This window comes from Streptomyces sp. NPDC031426 (assembly GCF_055581585.1).
In genome coordinates this window covers 580,019-594,911 of sequence record NZ_JBVIJE010000001.1, presented here as the reverse complement: position 1 = coordinate 594,911, position 14,893 = coordinate 580,019, and the positions used below count along the sequence as shown (strand labels likewise).

The following is a 14,893-nucleotide window of genomic DNA, read 5'->3' as shown; positions in this document are numbered from 1 at the left end:
GAGCTGGTGGAGGACGAGTGCCGGAGAACCGCCGCGCAGGCCTTTCGAAGGTGTCCCTCGCCCGCAACCCTCACAGGCGCGGATGGACCACAGACCGTGCACCGGCAGACAAGGCGTCCTCGCCGGGGGCCCCTAGTGTGCTGTTCGAGCCCGCGGCCCGCATCAGCCGATCACCATGACCGACATCCCCAGGGAGTTGTGCCTTGTCCCGTTCCGGCAGCCCGACCGTCGTGCTGGTCCACGGCGCCTTCGCCGACGCGTCCAGCTTCGCCCGTGTCATCCCCGAACTGATCGCCCGCGGCCTCGACGTCGTGGCCCCGGCGGTGCCCAACCGCAGTCTGCTCGGCGACTCCGCCTACATCGCCTCGATCGTCCGTGGGATACCCGGACCGGTCGTCCTGGTCGGGCACTCCTACGGCGGCGCCGTCATCACCGTCGCCGGTGCGGAGGACAACGTCACAGCGCTGGTCTACCTGGCCGGCTATGCCCTGGAGGAGGGCGAGAGCCTGGGCGAGCTGCAGGGCGGCTTCCCGGATTCCGACCTCGCCACCGCGCTCGTCTACACGCCGTTCCCGATCGAGGGCTCCACCACTCCCGGCACCGATGTGTCGGTCGAGATCGACAAGTTCCCGTCCATCTTCGCCGCCGATGTCGATCCCGACCTCGCGGCCGTCCTCGCCGTCTCCCAGCGTCCCCTGGCCGCACAGGCCTTCGCCGAGAAGGCGCCGAAGGCGGCGTGGAAGACCAAGCCCTCCTGGGGTCTGGTCGCCACGGCCGACCACACCATCAACCCGGAGGTGGAGCGTTACGGCTACCAGCGTGCCGGCATGACCACTGTCGAGGTCGATTCCTCGCACCTGGTGATGCTCGCCCACCCGGAGCGCGTCATCGAGTTGATCGAGGAGGCCGTGCGGGCCACCGCCCACTGAGTTGAATACGAAATCACATTCGGATGCGAAGCCTTCGATGAGCAACGTCGAAACGGATCCCATCGCGCTGCGCTGCGGTGCCTCCGACCACGGTGAGGCCGCGCCGCAGGTCGACGTGCTGACCCCGCGGGACGTCCCGTTGGGCGGGCCACGAGCCATGACGGTGCGGCGCACGCTGCCGCAGCGAGCGCGGACGCTGATCGGTGCTTGGTGTTTCGTCGATCACTACGGCCCCGACGACGTCGCCGTCACGGGCGGCATGGACGTCGCGCCCCATCCTCACACCGGTCTGCAGACCGTGAGCTGGCTGTTCAGCGGGGAGATCGAGCACCGCGACAGCCTGGGCAGCCACGCGTTCGTACGGCCCGGCGAGCTGAACCTCATGACGGGCGGGTACGGCATCAGCCACTCGGAGGTCTCCACCGCCGCCACCACGATCCTGCACGGCGTCCAGCTGTGGGTGGCGCTGCCGGAACAACACCGGAACGCGCGCCGGGACTTCCGGCACTACGCGCCCAACCCGGTGCGGGTGGGCGGGGCAGATGTCAGGGTGTTCCTGGGATCACTCGCCGGTGACACCTCTCCGGTGCGGACGTTCACGCCCCTGCTCGGCGCCGAACTCGTCCTCGACCCGTGCTCGACGACCGCACTCCCGGTGGATGCCGCCTTCGAGCACGGCCTGCTCGTCGACCAAGGGAATGTGCGCATGGGGGGAACACGCCTGCGCCCGGCGGAACTCGGCTACCTCGACACGGGAAACGACACCCTGACGCTGACGAACGAGTCGGACACCCCCGCTCGGGCGGTGCTGCTGGGCGGGACACCGTTCGAGGAGCAGGTCGTCATGTGGTGGAACTTCATCGGCCGTAGCCACGAGGACATCGTCGAAGCCAGGGAAGCCTGGGAGAACGCGTCCGACCGCTTCGGCAGCGTCGAAGGTTACGACGGCCACCGCCTCCCCGCCCCCGCCCTTCCCCATGCCACCATCGCGCCCCGCAAGAACCCGACGCGCCCCTGAAAGGCTCACGATGACACAGCCCGCCGCGGCTCCGACCGTCCAGCGCGTGGATGCCAGGCACCGGTACGAAATCCTGGTCGACGGCAGGACCGCAGGCCTCACCGCATACCGAGACCACGATGACCAGCGCGTCTTCTACCACACCGAGATCGACGACGCCTTCGCCGGGCAAGGCCTGGCGTCGATCCTCGTCCAGCAGGCCCTGGCCGACGTACGTGCCGCCGGGAAACGCATCGTGCCGGTCTGCCCTTACGTGGCGAAGTTCCTCAGGAAGCACGACGAGTTCGCCGACATGGCCGACCCCGTGACCCACGAAGTCCTGCGCTGGCTGGAGACCGAGCTGGCGCGCTGACCCGAGGCACCAGCGGTACGGGCTCTGCGCTCGCTCATCTCTGATGGAGATGACTGACATCCCGAACCATCGCCACAGACGAGGAAGCATTCAGGGCGGACCGGCGCTTACGCCTGCGTGACGGCATCGAGGAAGCTGCCGGCCATTCCACGGCACTACCGCCCGCGCCGGTCTCCCGGCTCGCCCCGCCAAGAAGGTGCACATGTCCGCATCATCCGACCTCAGGACCTCGCGTCGGCCCGCAACGGCAACGGCCCCGCACGGCGTGCCAGGGTGGCTGGTCGCGCTCCTGGCCGTCGCCTCCGGCATGACGGTCGCCAACCTCTACTACGCCCAGCCCCTCCTGTCCTCGCTGAGCGGTGTCTTCCACACCAGCACGGCCACCGCCGGGGCACTGATCACGCTCACTCAGGTCGGGTACGTGATCGGCATGCTCTTCCTGGTCCCGCTCGGCGACCGGCTGGAAAAGCGCAATCTCGTCACCGTCCTGCTGGCGGTCACCACCCTCGCCCTCGTGGCGGCGGGAGTCGCCACCAGCTTCCCCATGCTGCTGATCGCCTCGCTGGTCAGCGGCGCCACCTCGGTCGTCGCCCAGATCCTCGTGCCGTTCGCCGCCGGCCTCGCTCCTGACCACGCCCGCGGCCGCATCGTCGGCCGGGTGATGAGCGGCCTGCTCACCGGCATCCTGCTCTCCCGCACGCTGAGCAGCCTGGTCTCGGACGTCGCCGGCTGGCGCGTCGTCTTCCTCGGCTCCGCCGCCCTGATGGCCGTGCTGGCCGTGGCCCTGCGCGCGGCCCTGCCGCAGCACGCGCCGACCACGGCCATCCCGTACCACCACGTACTGCGCTCCACCCTCCGGCTGGTGCGCACGCACCCCGCACTCCTGCGCCGCGGTCTCTACCAGGCGGCGATGTTCGGCGCGTTCAGTGCCTTCTGGACCACCGTCTCCTTCGTCCTGACCGGCCCCCGCTTCCACTACTCCCCCGTCGGGGTCGGCGTGTTCGCCCTCGTCGGTGCGGCCGGAGCGGCCATCGCCCCGTTCGCCGGGCACTGGGCCGACCGTGGGCTCGTCCGCCCCATGACCGGCATCGCCTTCGTGGTCGCCGCCCTGGCCTTCGCGCTCGCCGGGTTCGGCGGACACAGCGTCGTGCTGATCGCCCTGGCAGCGATCGTCGTCGACATGGCCGTACAGACGACCCTGATCCTCGGCCAGCACACCGTCTACCAGCTCGACCCCGCCGCCCGCGCCCGCCTCAACAGCGCCTTCATCGCCATGTTCTTCGTGGGCGGCGCGGGCGGATCGCAGCTGGGATCCGTCGTCTACCACGCCGGAGGCTGGACCGGCCTCACCGCACTCGGTGCCGCCCTCCCCCTCATCGCCCTCCTCTACTGGACCACCGAACCTCGCAGGGCGGCGGCAGGAGAGCCGAGCACGGCAAGCCTGTAACCCCGGGTTCGTACAGGGCCAGTTCAGCTCGCGGTCAGCTTGTCCCTCAGCTGGCCGCGAGCGGTGATCCCGAGCTTCGGGAAGATGCGGTACAGGTGCGCGCCGATCGTTCGCGGTGACAGAAACAGTTGCTGGCCTATCTCCTTGTTGGAGAGGCCGTCCGCTGCGAGCTGGGCGATCTGCAGCTCCTGTGGTGTGAGCAGGTCCCAGTCGGTTCGGCCTTGACGCTTGCTGCCCTCGCCGGCTGAGCGGAGTTCCTGGCGTGCCCGTTCGCACCACGGCTCCACACCGAGGGCCGCGAAGGACTCCCGGGCGATCCGGAGCGGAGTGCGGGCTTCCATCACGCGGCGGCGCCGTCGGAGCCAGGCTCCGTGAGCGAGCATCAGCCGGGCGCGGGCAAAGGGCGTATGGGACATGTCCAGATCGAGTGCCGATCGGAAGCGTTCTTCCGCATCCTCGTCGTCGGCGAGCACCGCATGGGCGAATCCCAGGTTGATCCGGACCAGTTGGGCCTCGCTCGATCCGGCGGACGCGTCGAGCTGGTGCAACGCGGCCCTCGCCATGGCTCTTTGGTCATCGCCCGTTGCGGCTTCGGCCAACTCCGCGATGGCGATGGTCTGCAGGAACGGGTGGTAAGCCGGATCGGCCGGGTCGAACACCCGCCAGACGCAGTGGAACGCCTCTGCGTGGTTGCCGGCGGCGAGGCCGATGAGGCCACGTGTGATCTGGATGAACGCGAGATTGGAGGAGTTGGCCACGGAGAGCCCTTGCCGTTCCGCCTCGCCTATGACGTCGAGCGCCGTGTCGAGATCTCCGTGCAATGCGGCGAACTGCGCCTTCGCGATCCGCGCACCGGTCAGCCAGCGCGGCTGGGCGTTCTCCTCGGCCAGACGCATCGCCTCGGCAGCAGCCGGGAGTCCGGTCTCCCAGTCGACGGCGTGCACGGTGCTGAAGGCGAGGGACACCAGAGTCTGAGCCAGCAGCCCCAGACGGCCCTGACCACGCAGGCCGTCCATGGCGTGCCGGAGAAAGCCGGTGGCGTGGTCGTACGCGTTCGCCATCGTGGCCGCAGTGCCCAGGGTGGCGGCGGCCAGAGCGTCGTAGCCGCCCTGGCGTTCGAGGCGCTCCAAGCGTTCGAGCACCGTGGCCGCCCGTTCCAGCGGGGTGGCTGCGGCCAGTGTGTACACCAGGTCCGGGTGGAGTTCTGCAACCGGTAGCCGCTCGGCCGCAGCCACCACGCGTTCCCGCAGATTCCGCCCCGGGTCCGACCACCAGCACCGTCGCGCGGCCGTGCGCAACAGACGCAGGGCCAGTTCGGGGTCGCCGGCCTCGCAGGCCCGCTCCGCTGTGGTGATCAGCAGATGGAGCCGGGGTGTGCTCGTCGCGACATCCACTTCGAGCCCCTCGCGCAGCAGGAGCAGCCGTGCCCGCTCCAGCACGCCGAGTTCCAGTTGTTCGGCCTGCTGCAACAGGCTGGACACGCGGTCCGTGCGGCCGAGTTCGAGGCCCAGTTCCGCGGCGCCCAGGAGGCGCGCCACTCTTGCGGACGGGACTTCGCTCAGTGTGGTGGCGCGTTCCAACGCCGTCATGGCCACTGCGGCTGCGCCACGCCCTCTCGCTCTGAGAGCCACCTGGTCCAGTTGCCGCGCCACCGCTTCGTCGGGACGGCCGATGGCCGCAGCCCGGTGCCATGCCTGCCGGTCGGGCTGTGCGTGAAAGACATCGGCGAGGGCGCCGTGGGCGGCAAGACGGTCCGCGAGCGTTGCCGCGCCCAGGACGGCGGAGCGCACCAACGGGTGGGTGAAGCCGATGCGGAACTCGTCGGCGCACACCAGACCCGCGGCTATGGCCGGCTCCAGGGACTGTACGGACAACTGAGTGCCGGTGAGCATCGATGCGGCGGCGAGCACCTCGGTCAGCGCCCCGTCGTCGTCGGCGGCGGCGGTGACGAGCAGCGCATGTCGTGTGCCGGAGGGAAGATCGGCCAGCCGCGAGGCGAAGGCGCGCTCGAGTTTGGCGGTCAGCGGGAGCGTCGGCGATGCCAAGGACTCGGAGGGCACTGCGTCCGCGCCGAGAGTGACCGGGAGCTCGATGAGCGCCAAGGGGTTGCCGGCGGACATCTCCACCACACGGCGGCGTACGCCTGGGTCGAGACCTGGATTACGAGCTTCCAGCAGAGCGTCGACGGCGGTCGACTCGAGAGGCTTCAGGTGCAGTTCGCGGAGGTCGGGGGCGCCCAGCGACGCCGTGCGGCCTTCGCGGTGGGCAAGGAGCAGGCCGAGGGGCTCGGCGCCCAAGCGGCGTGCGATGAATCCGAGGACGTCCAGGGTCGGTGTGTCGAGCCACTGGGCGTCGTCCACGACCAACAGCACCGGGGCTCCGGCGGCCGCGTCGCCGAGCAGGCTGAGTGCGGCCAGGGCGATCATGAAGAACTGGGGCACGGAGGCACCGGGGGACGGCTCCGCCATGCCGAAGGCGCCCAGCAGAGCATCCGCCTGGGTGGGGGGAAGGCGCGAGACGCGGTCCGTCATGGTGTGGGTCAGCTGGTGCAGCCCCGCGAACGGAAGATGGGTCTCGGCCTGTACTCCCGATGCCCTCAGGACGGTGAAGCCTGAGTTCCGGGCCCGGGTGGCGGCGTGGTCCAGGAGGCAGGACTTGCCGATCCCGGGGGCTCCCTGAATCAGCAGCGCGCTGCCACGCTCTGGCAGTCCGTCAACCAATTCGTCGACAGTCCGCAGTTCCTCGTCCCGACCGAACAGTATGGTGCCAGCCATCCGATGTTCCCCCGTGCCACTGTTCTGACCTGGACAGCTGCAGTCTATGTGCACGCAGAGAACACCTCGGTGCGCTGAGCGTCAAATGCCCGTGTGCGCATCGCCTCGTCACAGTCACTTCGCAGTCATCATGCCGACGACGTAAGTCATGCCTTGTTCCAAGCTGGATACTGTGCCGAGTCGACTCCCGTGCGGTGACAGAGTCGGGTTCCGGCACGCGATCGGCTGAGGGGGCCCATGACACCGGTGATCGACACGACCGGATTCCCGGACGGCGGGAACAGTGTTCGCCGCTGGAGCCGGGCTGTCTCCAGAGCCACTGTGCCGGTGACTGTTGCTCCGTACGGGGCGCCACCCACGGAAGGCCGGATGACGACCCAGCCGCTGGGGCCCTTGCTCTTCGTCACGACAGACGCGGATCCGCAGTGCTTCACTCGCAGCCGACGACGGATCGCCCGTGACGCCGGGCAGACCGAGGGCTTCGTGGTGGTCGCCGTCGTGGGGGCCACCGGTGCTGTGCTGCAGCAGGACGGCAGGACAGCCGAGCTCGCCGCCGGATCGCTCGCCCTTTGGGAAACGGAACGCCCGCATGTGGTCGACTTCCCGCGCGGCGTGGACATCAAGGCCTGCCTCGTCCCCCGCCGCGCCATCGGCGTACGGGACGACGAGTTGGAACGGGTCACGGCCACCGTGATCGACGCAGATGGTCCGGTGGCTGCCCTGGTCGGACCGCTTCTCGTGACCCTGGCCGGCACAGCCGTGGACTGCCCCGAGCACGTGGCCGACCGACTGGCCCGCAACTTCACCGACCTGGTGGCCACACTCATCACCGAGCGGGCCGCCGGGGACGTGGCGGACACGGCCCAGTCCCGATACGGCCAGGCGCGGGAAGTCCGCGCCTACGTGGACCGGCGCCTCGGGGATCCGGAGCTCGGGCCGGAGACCATCGCGGCTGCGCACAGCATGTCCGTCCGGTCCCTCCACAAGCTCTTCGAGGGGGAGGGAACCACGGTCAGCCGCCTGATCCAGCGCCGTCGGCTGGAGGAGTGTGCCAGGGATCTCGCCCGGGGCGACAGCGGTGAAAGGACGATCTCCGGCGTGGCCCGCCGTTGGGGCTTCAGCAGTCCGGCCCACTTCAGCCGACTCTTCCACGCTGCGTACGGCATGCCTCCGAGCCGGTGGCGCGACACTCACGGCGCCGCTGCGTCGTCCGACCCGTCAGCCGTGGTGGACGGACCTCGCCCGACTCCAGCGGAGAACGATCGCATGGCACCGGGCGCTCCCCGTTGTCGCGAGAAGCGCGACTGGGGGCCCTCAGTGGCGAATCGGTCGGAAACGGGGGGCTTGACCTGCAGCGATGAGGCGACGCACGGTGGGCTCGAGGGGAGTCGCGGCCCAGGGGACTCCTCACGCGGCGGCCTTATCCGTCTCCCCACCGACGGAGGACTTGACCTCACCGTTGATCTGCTGTCCGACGCGCTCGCCGACCCGCCCCGCGGCGAGACCTTCCCGCACCGGCAGGCGAAGCCGATGGGCGGGGCCATCGGTCGGCGTGGGCCGAGCCCGGCTTCGGCGGGCCAGTGCGGACAGGAAGGGGCATAAGTGTCGGGGTCGAACGGCTCACTGTCCCGTAGCGGTCTGCGCGGCCGAGAGGGCGAGCTCGAAGAGCTTCAGACGCTGACCGACTCGGTGGCCCGCACCGGAAGCGGTGCCTTGGCCCTCCTCCAAGGGGAACCCGGCATCGGCAAGACCACGCTGCTCACCGAGGCCGTCTCGCGGGCCAGGGCGGCAGGATTCTCGGTCGGCCTCGGCAAGGCCGACGAGTTGCATCACATCGTGCCGCTGTCGTCGCTGGCGGCCAGCGTCCTGAACGGCGACCAGCCACTGCTGTCCGGCGACGCCTTCGCCGATCTCGCACGGAATCAGGATCAGCGGATCTGGCTGGTGGAGCGCCTCGCGGAGGCGATCGAAGCCAGAGCCAGCAGGGTGCCCGTGCTGATCGCCCTGGACGACGTGCAGTGGGCCGACCCGCTGAGCCGGTTCGCCCTGAAGCAGCTTCCGGCACGCCTGCGCACCTCGCCGGTCCTTTGGATGCTGGCCGGGCGACCGGATCCCACAGGGCCGGCGGAAGAGATCGTCACAGCCGCGGCCGGCACACTCCCGACGGTCACTGTGTCCCTGGGGCCGCTGTCCGGCGCGGCCATCAGCCAGCTGGCCGACGACGCGCTGGGGGCAGCCGTCGACGAGCGGGTACGGGACCTGCTGGACGGGGCTGGAGGGAACCCGTTTCTCGCGGTCGAGATGCTCACGGGACTGGGTACCGCCGAGGCCTCGGGTGATCTGGTGCCCTCCACGCTCGTGGTGGGTGTGCGCGGCAGACTCAGATCCCTGCAGCCCAGCACCCTGCGCCTCCTTCAGATGGGATCGGTGCTGGGGCGCAGGTTCGGCTTCCATGACGCAGCCGCGCTGTACGGCCAGCCGCCCGCCACGCTGATCCCTGCGCTGGAGGAGGCGATCTGCGCCGGACTTCTGGACGACGACGGCGACGATCTGGTCTTCCGGCACGATCTGCTGCGCCAGGCTGTCTACGTCGACATCCCTCCGTCAGCCCGGAAGGCTCTGCACCGAGAGGCCGCCGGCCACCTCGTCTCCGCGGGCCGCCGGCCGACCGACGCGGTGCCGCACATCCTCAGGGGCGCCCTGCCCGGAGACGAGGAGTGCGTGGCGCTGCTGCGGCGAGCCGCGGAGGACGTGCTGCCGGTCACGCCCGGCCTCGCGGCCGACCTCATGACGCGCGCCCTGGAACTGGCGCCGCCCGCAGGGCCGCTGAGGTTCGAGGCGGGTGAGCAGGCGATCCTCTTCCTGACCCGGGCAGGCAGGAACCGAGAGGCGCTGTCCATCGGCGACCGGCTGCTGGCCTGCCGACCGTCGCTGGAGGTGTTCAGCCGGTTGCAGGCCGCCCTCGGCGGGACACTGTGGAACCTGGATCTCGCCGAGGAACTGCGTCGCCGGACCGAATCCGCCCTCGGAATCGGGGGCGCGTCCCCGGAGATCGCGGCGAGGTTGGCCGCGCTGCGGGCGCTGGCTCTGTCCCGGGGGCGTGATCTTGCCGCGGCGCGTGAGGCCGGTGAGACCGCGCTGCGGGCCGCCACCGCGACCGGTGACCGGGAGGCGCACGTCCTGGCCCTGTCCGGGCTCGGCGAGATCGCTCAGAACGCGGGTGACAACGGGGTCGCGCTGGAGCGCTTTGCCGCGCTCAGCGCCATCGATTCCGCTTTCCTTCCCGAAGAGATCGTCGCGCACTTGCACGTGGACGACTTCGCGTCCGGTGGACGACTGCTCCTGCAGGCAGCGGACAACACCGGGTCGATGCGTCAGGCGATGATGCTGTGGGCGCAGGGCCAGTACGACCTGGGGCTCGGCCGGCTCGATGACGCCGACGCCGACTTCGCGACCATGGAGCGCCTGGAAGACGACGTACAGACTCCCGTCCAGCAGGTGAACGGTCGCGTGATCCGCTCCCGGATCGCCCTGCTGCGCGGCGACCGGGAAGCGGCGCGGGAGCACCTGGTCGCGGCGCGGGAGAGATTGGTGGTCAAACCGAACCCGGGCAACACGGCCGCGGTGCGCTTCCTGGAGGCGGTCCACGCAGAGGCCGACGGGGACATCGGGCTTGCCGTCGACAAGATCCAACAAGTGCAGCAGGAAGGTCTCTTCATGCGTTGGCGGCTGTTGCGCGACTGGGTCGACTGCGCGATACGCATGGCGCTGCGCGGCGCCGAGCGCGAACTCGCCGAGGACCTGGCGGCGCAGGCCGAGGCCCACGCCGCGCGCAATCCTGCCGTGCCGACCGCCACGGGCATAGCGGCACAGGTCCTCGGGCTCGTGAAAAACGATCTCGCCATGCTCGAACATTCCGTGGAACTCCTCAAGGCAACCCCTCGCCCGTTGGTCCGGGCCGCCGCCTGCGCCGATCTCGGACGGGCGCTCCTGGCGGCGGGGCGCAGACCTCAGGCGGTGGCCGCCCTGACTCAGGCCCATGGCACGTTCGCCGAGTCAGGCGCCCATGCCGCGGCGGCGGGCCTGCAGCGGGATCTGGACGGTGCGGGAGCCGGCAGCCGCAGGGCTGCGACCGCGCAGCGCCCCGTCCAGGGATGGGGGGCTCTCACGGCCTCGGAGAAGAAGGTCGCACGCCTGATCGCCGAGGGCCACACCAACCGGTCGGCCGCCGACGTCCTCGTCGTCTCCCCGCACACGATCAACACGCATCTGACCTCGGTCTTCCGCAAGTTGTCGGTCAACTCCCGGGTTCAGCTCGCCAACCTGCTCATGACCCTGCCGAACGGCTGAGCGGCCTGTGGGTGATTGGTACGTTCGCGCGATGCCCGCCGCCCGTGAACCCACTTGGCTGGGAAGCCGGACTCGATCGGAGGGCACCGCCATGCCACCTGCTCCCCCACCGCCCACCATCGTGCTGGTGCACGGGGCGTTCACCGATGCCTCGTCCTGGGCGGGGGTCATCAGCATCCTTCACACCGCCGGACTGACCGTGCGCGCACCGGCGAACCCGCTGCGCGGCCTGGCACAGGACGCCGCCTACATCAGGAGCGTGGTGCGGGACATCGAGGTCCCCGTCGTGCTGGTCGGCCACGGCTACGGCGGCGCGGTCATCACGCACGCCGCCACCGACGCCGACAGCGTCGTGGGGCTGTGCTACGTCGCTGGGTTCGGCCTCGACGCCGGCGAGAGCGTCCTGGACATCACACACCGCTTCGCCCCCGCGCCGGTGGCCGACGCGACCATCACCGCCGCCCTGCCCACCCAGGTGCCCGGCGGCCCGGACAGCGAGCTCTACATCCGTAGGGAACGGTTCCCGCAGGTGTACGGCGCCGACCTGCCGTCCCGCGTGAAGGATGCGATGTCGGTGGCCCAGCGCCCGATCGCCCACCGGGCGCTGACCTCCAGATCGGGCCCGCCGGCATGGGCCTCCAAGCCGTCCTGGTACGCCATCGCGACCGCCGACCGGATGCTCAACCCCACCGCTCAGCGCTTCATGGCACAGCGCATGGCGGCCACCGAATACATGCTGGACGGCTCGCACGCCGTGGTGCTGTCGCAGCCCGCCGCCGTCGTGGCGATGATCCGGGAAGCCGCCGAGCGGGGCCGTGGTCGCGGCGGCGACGTGCTTCGACAGGCCTTCTGAGCAGGTGAAACCCTATAACATGCGTTCGAACGGAAGGTGCCGGTATGGACGACCTCGACGGCACCCCTGCCGTTCGCCCACCCTCGCGACACCGACCCCGCCCACAGACGTCACGTCACTCGGTAAAGGCACCAGCATGATCTCACCGGCCAGACCGCCTGCGCGTCGGATCGCCGCGCTCTTGACCGGAACCATCGCCCTGGCACTCGCCGCAACCGGGTGCGGCGGCGGAACCAGTACCGGGTCCGCCCCAGGCAAGGTCACCTCCATCACCGTGCTCGACTACTACACCGACGAACCCGAACGCTCCCAATGGGGCGAGATACTCACCTCCTGCGGCAAGAGCGCCGGTGTGCGGGTCGAGCAGACAAGTGTTCCGGGGGCGTCGCTCATCCCCAAGGTCCTTCAGCAGGCGTCGTCCCGGACCCTCCCCGACCTGCTGATGCTGGACAACCCCGACCTCCAGCAGATCGCGCAGACCGGCGCGCTGACCCCGCTGGACCAGTACGGCGTCGACTCCGGCGGCTACGCCAAGGGCATCCTGTCGGCGGGCACCTACAACGGGAAGGTGTACGGACTGGCCCCCTACGTCAGCACGATCGCCCTCTTCTACAACAAGGACATGCTCGCCAAGGCCGGTGTCGCCGTGCCGAGGACCTGGGACGAACTGAAGACGGCGGCGGCCAGGCTGACCCGTCCCGGACGCTACGGCATGGCGGTCGACGCGAACGCCACCTTCGAGGGCACCTGGCAGTTCCTGCCCTTCCTGTGGTCCAACGGCGGGGACGAGAAGCATCTGGACACCCCGCAGGCGGCGCAGGCACTTCAGCTGTGGGTCGACCTGGTGAAGAGCGGATCCATGTCGAAGTCGGTGCTGAACTGGACCCAGGCCGACGTCCACGATCAGTTCGTCGCCGGCAGGACGGCCATGATGATCAACGGCCCCTGGCGGATCCCCGCCCTGGACAAGGACAAGAACCTGCACTGGGGAGTGGCCCCCATCCCCGTCCCCCGGACGGGGCAGACTCCTGTCGCACCGCTCGGCGGTGAGGTGTGGACGGTCCCGCAGAGCGCTTCCAGGGCCCGGCAGGAGAAGGCCGCCCAGGTGCTCGCCTGCCTGAACAGCTCCTCGAACATGCTCGCCCTGGCCGAACAGCACTTCACCGTGCCCTCCCGCCCGGCGGTGGCCGCACAGTACGCCGGGCAGGTTCCGTCGATGGCCGCCTTCGTCAACAGCGTGGAAGCGGCACGGGCCCGTACCGGCGAACTCGGCGTCAGGTGGCCCAAGGCGGCGACCGGCATATACACCGCGATCCAGTCCGCGCTGACGGGCGAGCAGACACCGGAGGAAGCCCTCAGGCATGCGCAGCGGATCGCGACCAGCAACTGACCCGCGCCTGTGGGAGCGGCTGGCCCAGTGGATGTTCCTCGTGCCGGCCGCGGGGTACCTGCTGCTGTTCTTCGGCTACCCGATCGTCAAGAACGTCGTGATGAGCTTCCAGCAGTACACGACCACGACGTTCTACACGGGCGCCGCGCCGTTCGTGGGACTGCAGAACTATGCGAAGATCCTGGCCTCGGACCTGTTCGCCAAGTCCCTGCTGACGACGCTCCTGTTCACTGCCGGCTCGATATGCGGGCAGTTCGTCCTCGGTCTGGGCTTCGCCCTGTTCTTCCAGCGCCGCTTCCCGCTCGGCGGCGTTCTGCGCTCGCTCCTGTTGCTGCCGTGGCTGCTGCCGCTGGTCGTCTCCGGAGCGACGTGGAGATGGATGCTCGACCCCGACACGGGAGTCGTCAACGCGGTGCTGCGCGCCCTCCACCTCTCGTCGTCCGGCATCCCCTGGCTCACCGGCACCTCACAGGCACTGGTGTCGGTGATCCTGATCAACATCTGGATCGGGATCCCCTTCAACACCGCGATCCTCTACGGCGGTCTCCAGGACATCCCCACGCACCTGTACGAGGCGGCGAAACTGGACGGCGCCGGCCCGGTGACGTCGTTCCGCCATGTCACTTGGCCACTGCTGCGGCCCGTGGTGAGCGTCGTGCTGGTGCTGGGCGTGGTCTACACGATCAAGGTGCTGGACATCATCCTCGTGGTGACGGGCGGCGGACCCGCCGACGCCACGGAGACCCTCGCCACCCAGTCCTACGAACTGTCCTTCCAGCAGTTCGAGTTCGGCCGCGGTGCCGCGATGAGCAACGTACTCATCGTCATCTCGCTCGCCTTCGCCCTCGTCTACCTGCGCGCCAACCGTCGCGCCCGGAACGTCGGAGAGGCGATCACTTGAAGCGCGCACCGGGCCGTGGCTGGCCCTCCACCATCGTCGGGGTCGTCCTGCTCGCGCTGATGCTGTTTCCCGTCTACTGGATGGTGAACGCCTCCCTCCAGCCGACGGGAAACACGCTGCGGGCGGACTGGCTCCCCCTCCACCCGGACTTCAGCGGTTACGCCACCGCACTGCGCGATCAGGGACGCAACCTCGCCACCAGCCTCGTCGTAGCCCTCGGCAGCGTCGCTCTCAGCCTCGGGCTCGCGGCGCCGGCGGCCTACGCGCTGGCCCAGTTCCGCATCCGCGGAACCAACCTCGTGCTCTTCGGCATCCTGATCACGCAGATGGTGCCGGGCATCGTCGTGGCCAACGCGCTCTACAGCGCCTACAACGACCTGGGGCTCCTGAACTCCTACGTCGGTCTGATCCTCGCCGACTCCACCGCGGGGGTCCCCTTCGCGATCATCATTCTGCGTGCGTTCATGCGGAACATTCCCAGGGAGATCGTCGAGGCCGCGCACCTGGACGGCGCCGGCAGGCTGCGCGTCTTCCGCTCCGTGGTGCTGCCGGTGAGCAGGAACGCGTTGATCACCGCCGCCGTCTTCACCTTCCTCTTCACCTGGAGCGACTTCCTCTTCGCCCTCACGCTCACCACCACGCAGACCGTTCGGCCGATCACCCTGGGCATCTACCAGTACATCGGTGCCCATACCAACCAGTGGAACGCCATCATGGCCACCACGGTCATGGCGTCCGTCCCCGCCGCCGTCCTGCTCGTCATCGCTCAGCGCTACGTCGCCGCTGGTGCCACCAGCGGACCCATCAAGTGAGGGGCGTCTCAGTCCGGCACCCGTGATCTAGCGGATTCACGCGATGTGCCGGCCCCGGCCGGCTGAC

11 protein-coding genes are annotated in these 14,893 nt (G+C 69.6%); 10 read left to right on the top strand and 1 reads right to left on the bottom strand.

Translation table 11 applies throughout. The annotated features are described in order from the left end of the window. The first annotated feature begins 203 nt into the window (after positions 1 to 203). The 4 genes from ACZ5NH_RS02875 to ACZ5NH_RS02860 all read left to right on the top strand — a co-directional run bounded on the left by ACZ5NH_RS02875 (position 204) and on the right by ACZ5NH_RS02860 (position 3,746). Positions 204 to 929: an alpha/beta fold hydrolase gene (locus tag ACZ5NH_RS02875; protein ID WP_468772631.1), complete on the top strand. Its 726-nt coding sequence runs from the start codon at positions 204 to 206 to the stop codon at positions 927 to 929. 37 nt (positions 930 to 966) lie between these two features. Beyond that, complete coding sequence (locus tag ACZ5NH_RS02870; RefSeq protein ID WP_468772630.1) at positions 967 to 1,947, top strand: pirin family protein; 981 nt, start codon at positions 967 to 969, stop codon at positions 1,945 to 1,947. 10 nt (positions 1,948 to 1,957) lie between these two features. Beyond that, positions 1,958 to 2,299 (top strand): GNAT family N-acetyltransferase, encoded by a 342-nt coding sequence (locus ACZ5NH_RS02865; protein WP_468772629.1) that lies wholly within the window; start codon positions 1,958 to 1,960, stop codon positions 2,297 to 2,299. A gap of 202 nt (positions 2,300 to 2,501) precedes the next feature. Then, positions 2,502 to 3,746 (top strand): MFS transporter, encoded by a 1,245-nt coding sequence (locus ACZ5NH_RS02860; protein ID WP_468772628.1) that lies wholly within the window; start codon positions 2,502 to 2,504, stop codon positions 3,744 to 3,746. Positions 3,747 to 3,769: 23 nt separating this feature from the next. On the opposite strand, the gene ACZ5NH_RS02855 is transcribed toward ACZ5NH_RS02860, so the two are convergent. After that, on the bottom strand, positions 3,770 to 6,520 hold the full coding sequence (locus tag ACZ5NH_RS02855) for an ATP-binding protein (RefSeq protein ID WP_468772627.1): 2,751 nt from the start codon (positions 6,518 to 6,520) through the stop codon (positions 3,770 to 3,772). Positions 6,521 to 6,757: 237 nt separating this feature from the next. Between ACZ5NH_RS02855 and ACZ5NH_RS02850 the strand changes: the two genes are divergently transcribed. From ACZ5NH_RS02850 to ACZ5NH_RS02825, 6 genes are all read left to right on the top strand, one after another. Beyond that, on the top strand, positions 6,758 to 8,122 hold the full coding sequence (locus ACZ5NH_RS02850; protein WP_468772626.1) for a helix-turn-helix domain-containing protein: 1,365 nt from the start codon (positions 6,758 to 6,760) through the stop codon (positions 8,120 to 8,122). Then, positions 8,123 to 10,870: a helix-turn-helix transcriptional regulator gene (locus ACZ5NH_RS02845; RefSeq protein WP_468772625.1), complete on the top strand. Its 2,748-nt coding sequence runs from the start codon at positions 8,123 to 8,125 to the stop codon at positions 10,868 to 10,870. It abuts the gene before it with no gap. Between the two features lie 91 nt (positions 10,871 to 10,961). After that, positions 10,962 to 11,723 (top strand): alpha/beta hydrolase, encoded by a 762-nt coding sequence (locus ACZ5NH_RS02840; protein WP_468772624.1) that lies wholly within the window; start codon positions 10,962 to 10,964, stop codon positions 11,721 to 11,723. Positions 11,724 to 11,904: 181 nt separating this feature from the next. Further along, complete coding sequence (locus ACZ5NH_RS02835; protein WP_468772623.1) at positions 11,905 to 13,113, top strand: sugar ABC transporter substrate-binding protein; 1,209 nt, start codon at positions 11,905 to 11,907, stop codon at positions 13,111 to 13,113. Further along, positions 13,085 to 14,014, top strand: a complete 930-nt coding sequence (locus ACZ5NH_RS02830) for a carbohydrate ABC transporter permease (protein ID WP_468772622.1) — start codon at positions 13,085 to 13,087, stop codon at positions 14,012 to 14,014. Before ACZ5NH_RS02835 ends, ACZ5NH_RS02830 begins: the two co-directional genes overlap by 29 nt. Then, complete coding sequence (locus ACZ5NH_RS02825; protein ID WP_468772621.1) at positions 14,011 to 14,826, top strand: carbohydrate ABC transporter permease; 816 nt, start codon at positions 14,011 to 14,013, stop codon at positions 14,824 to 14,826. The genes ACZ5NH_RS02830 and ACZ5NH_RS02825 overlap by 4 nt, the downstream gene beginning before the upstream one ends. The last annotated feature ends 67 nt before the right edge of the window (positions 14,827 to 14,893 follow it).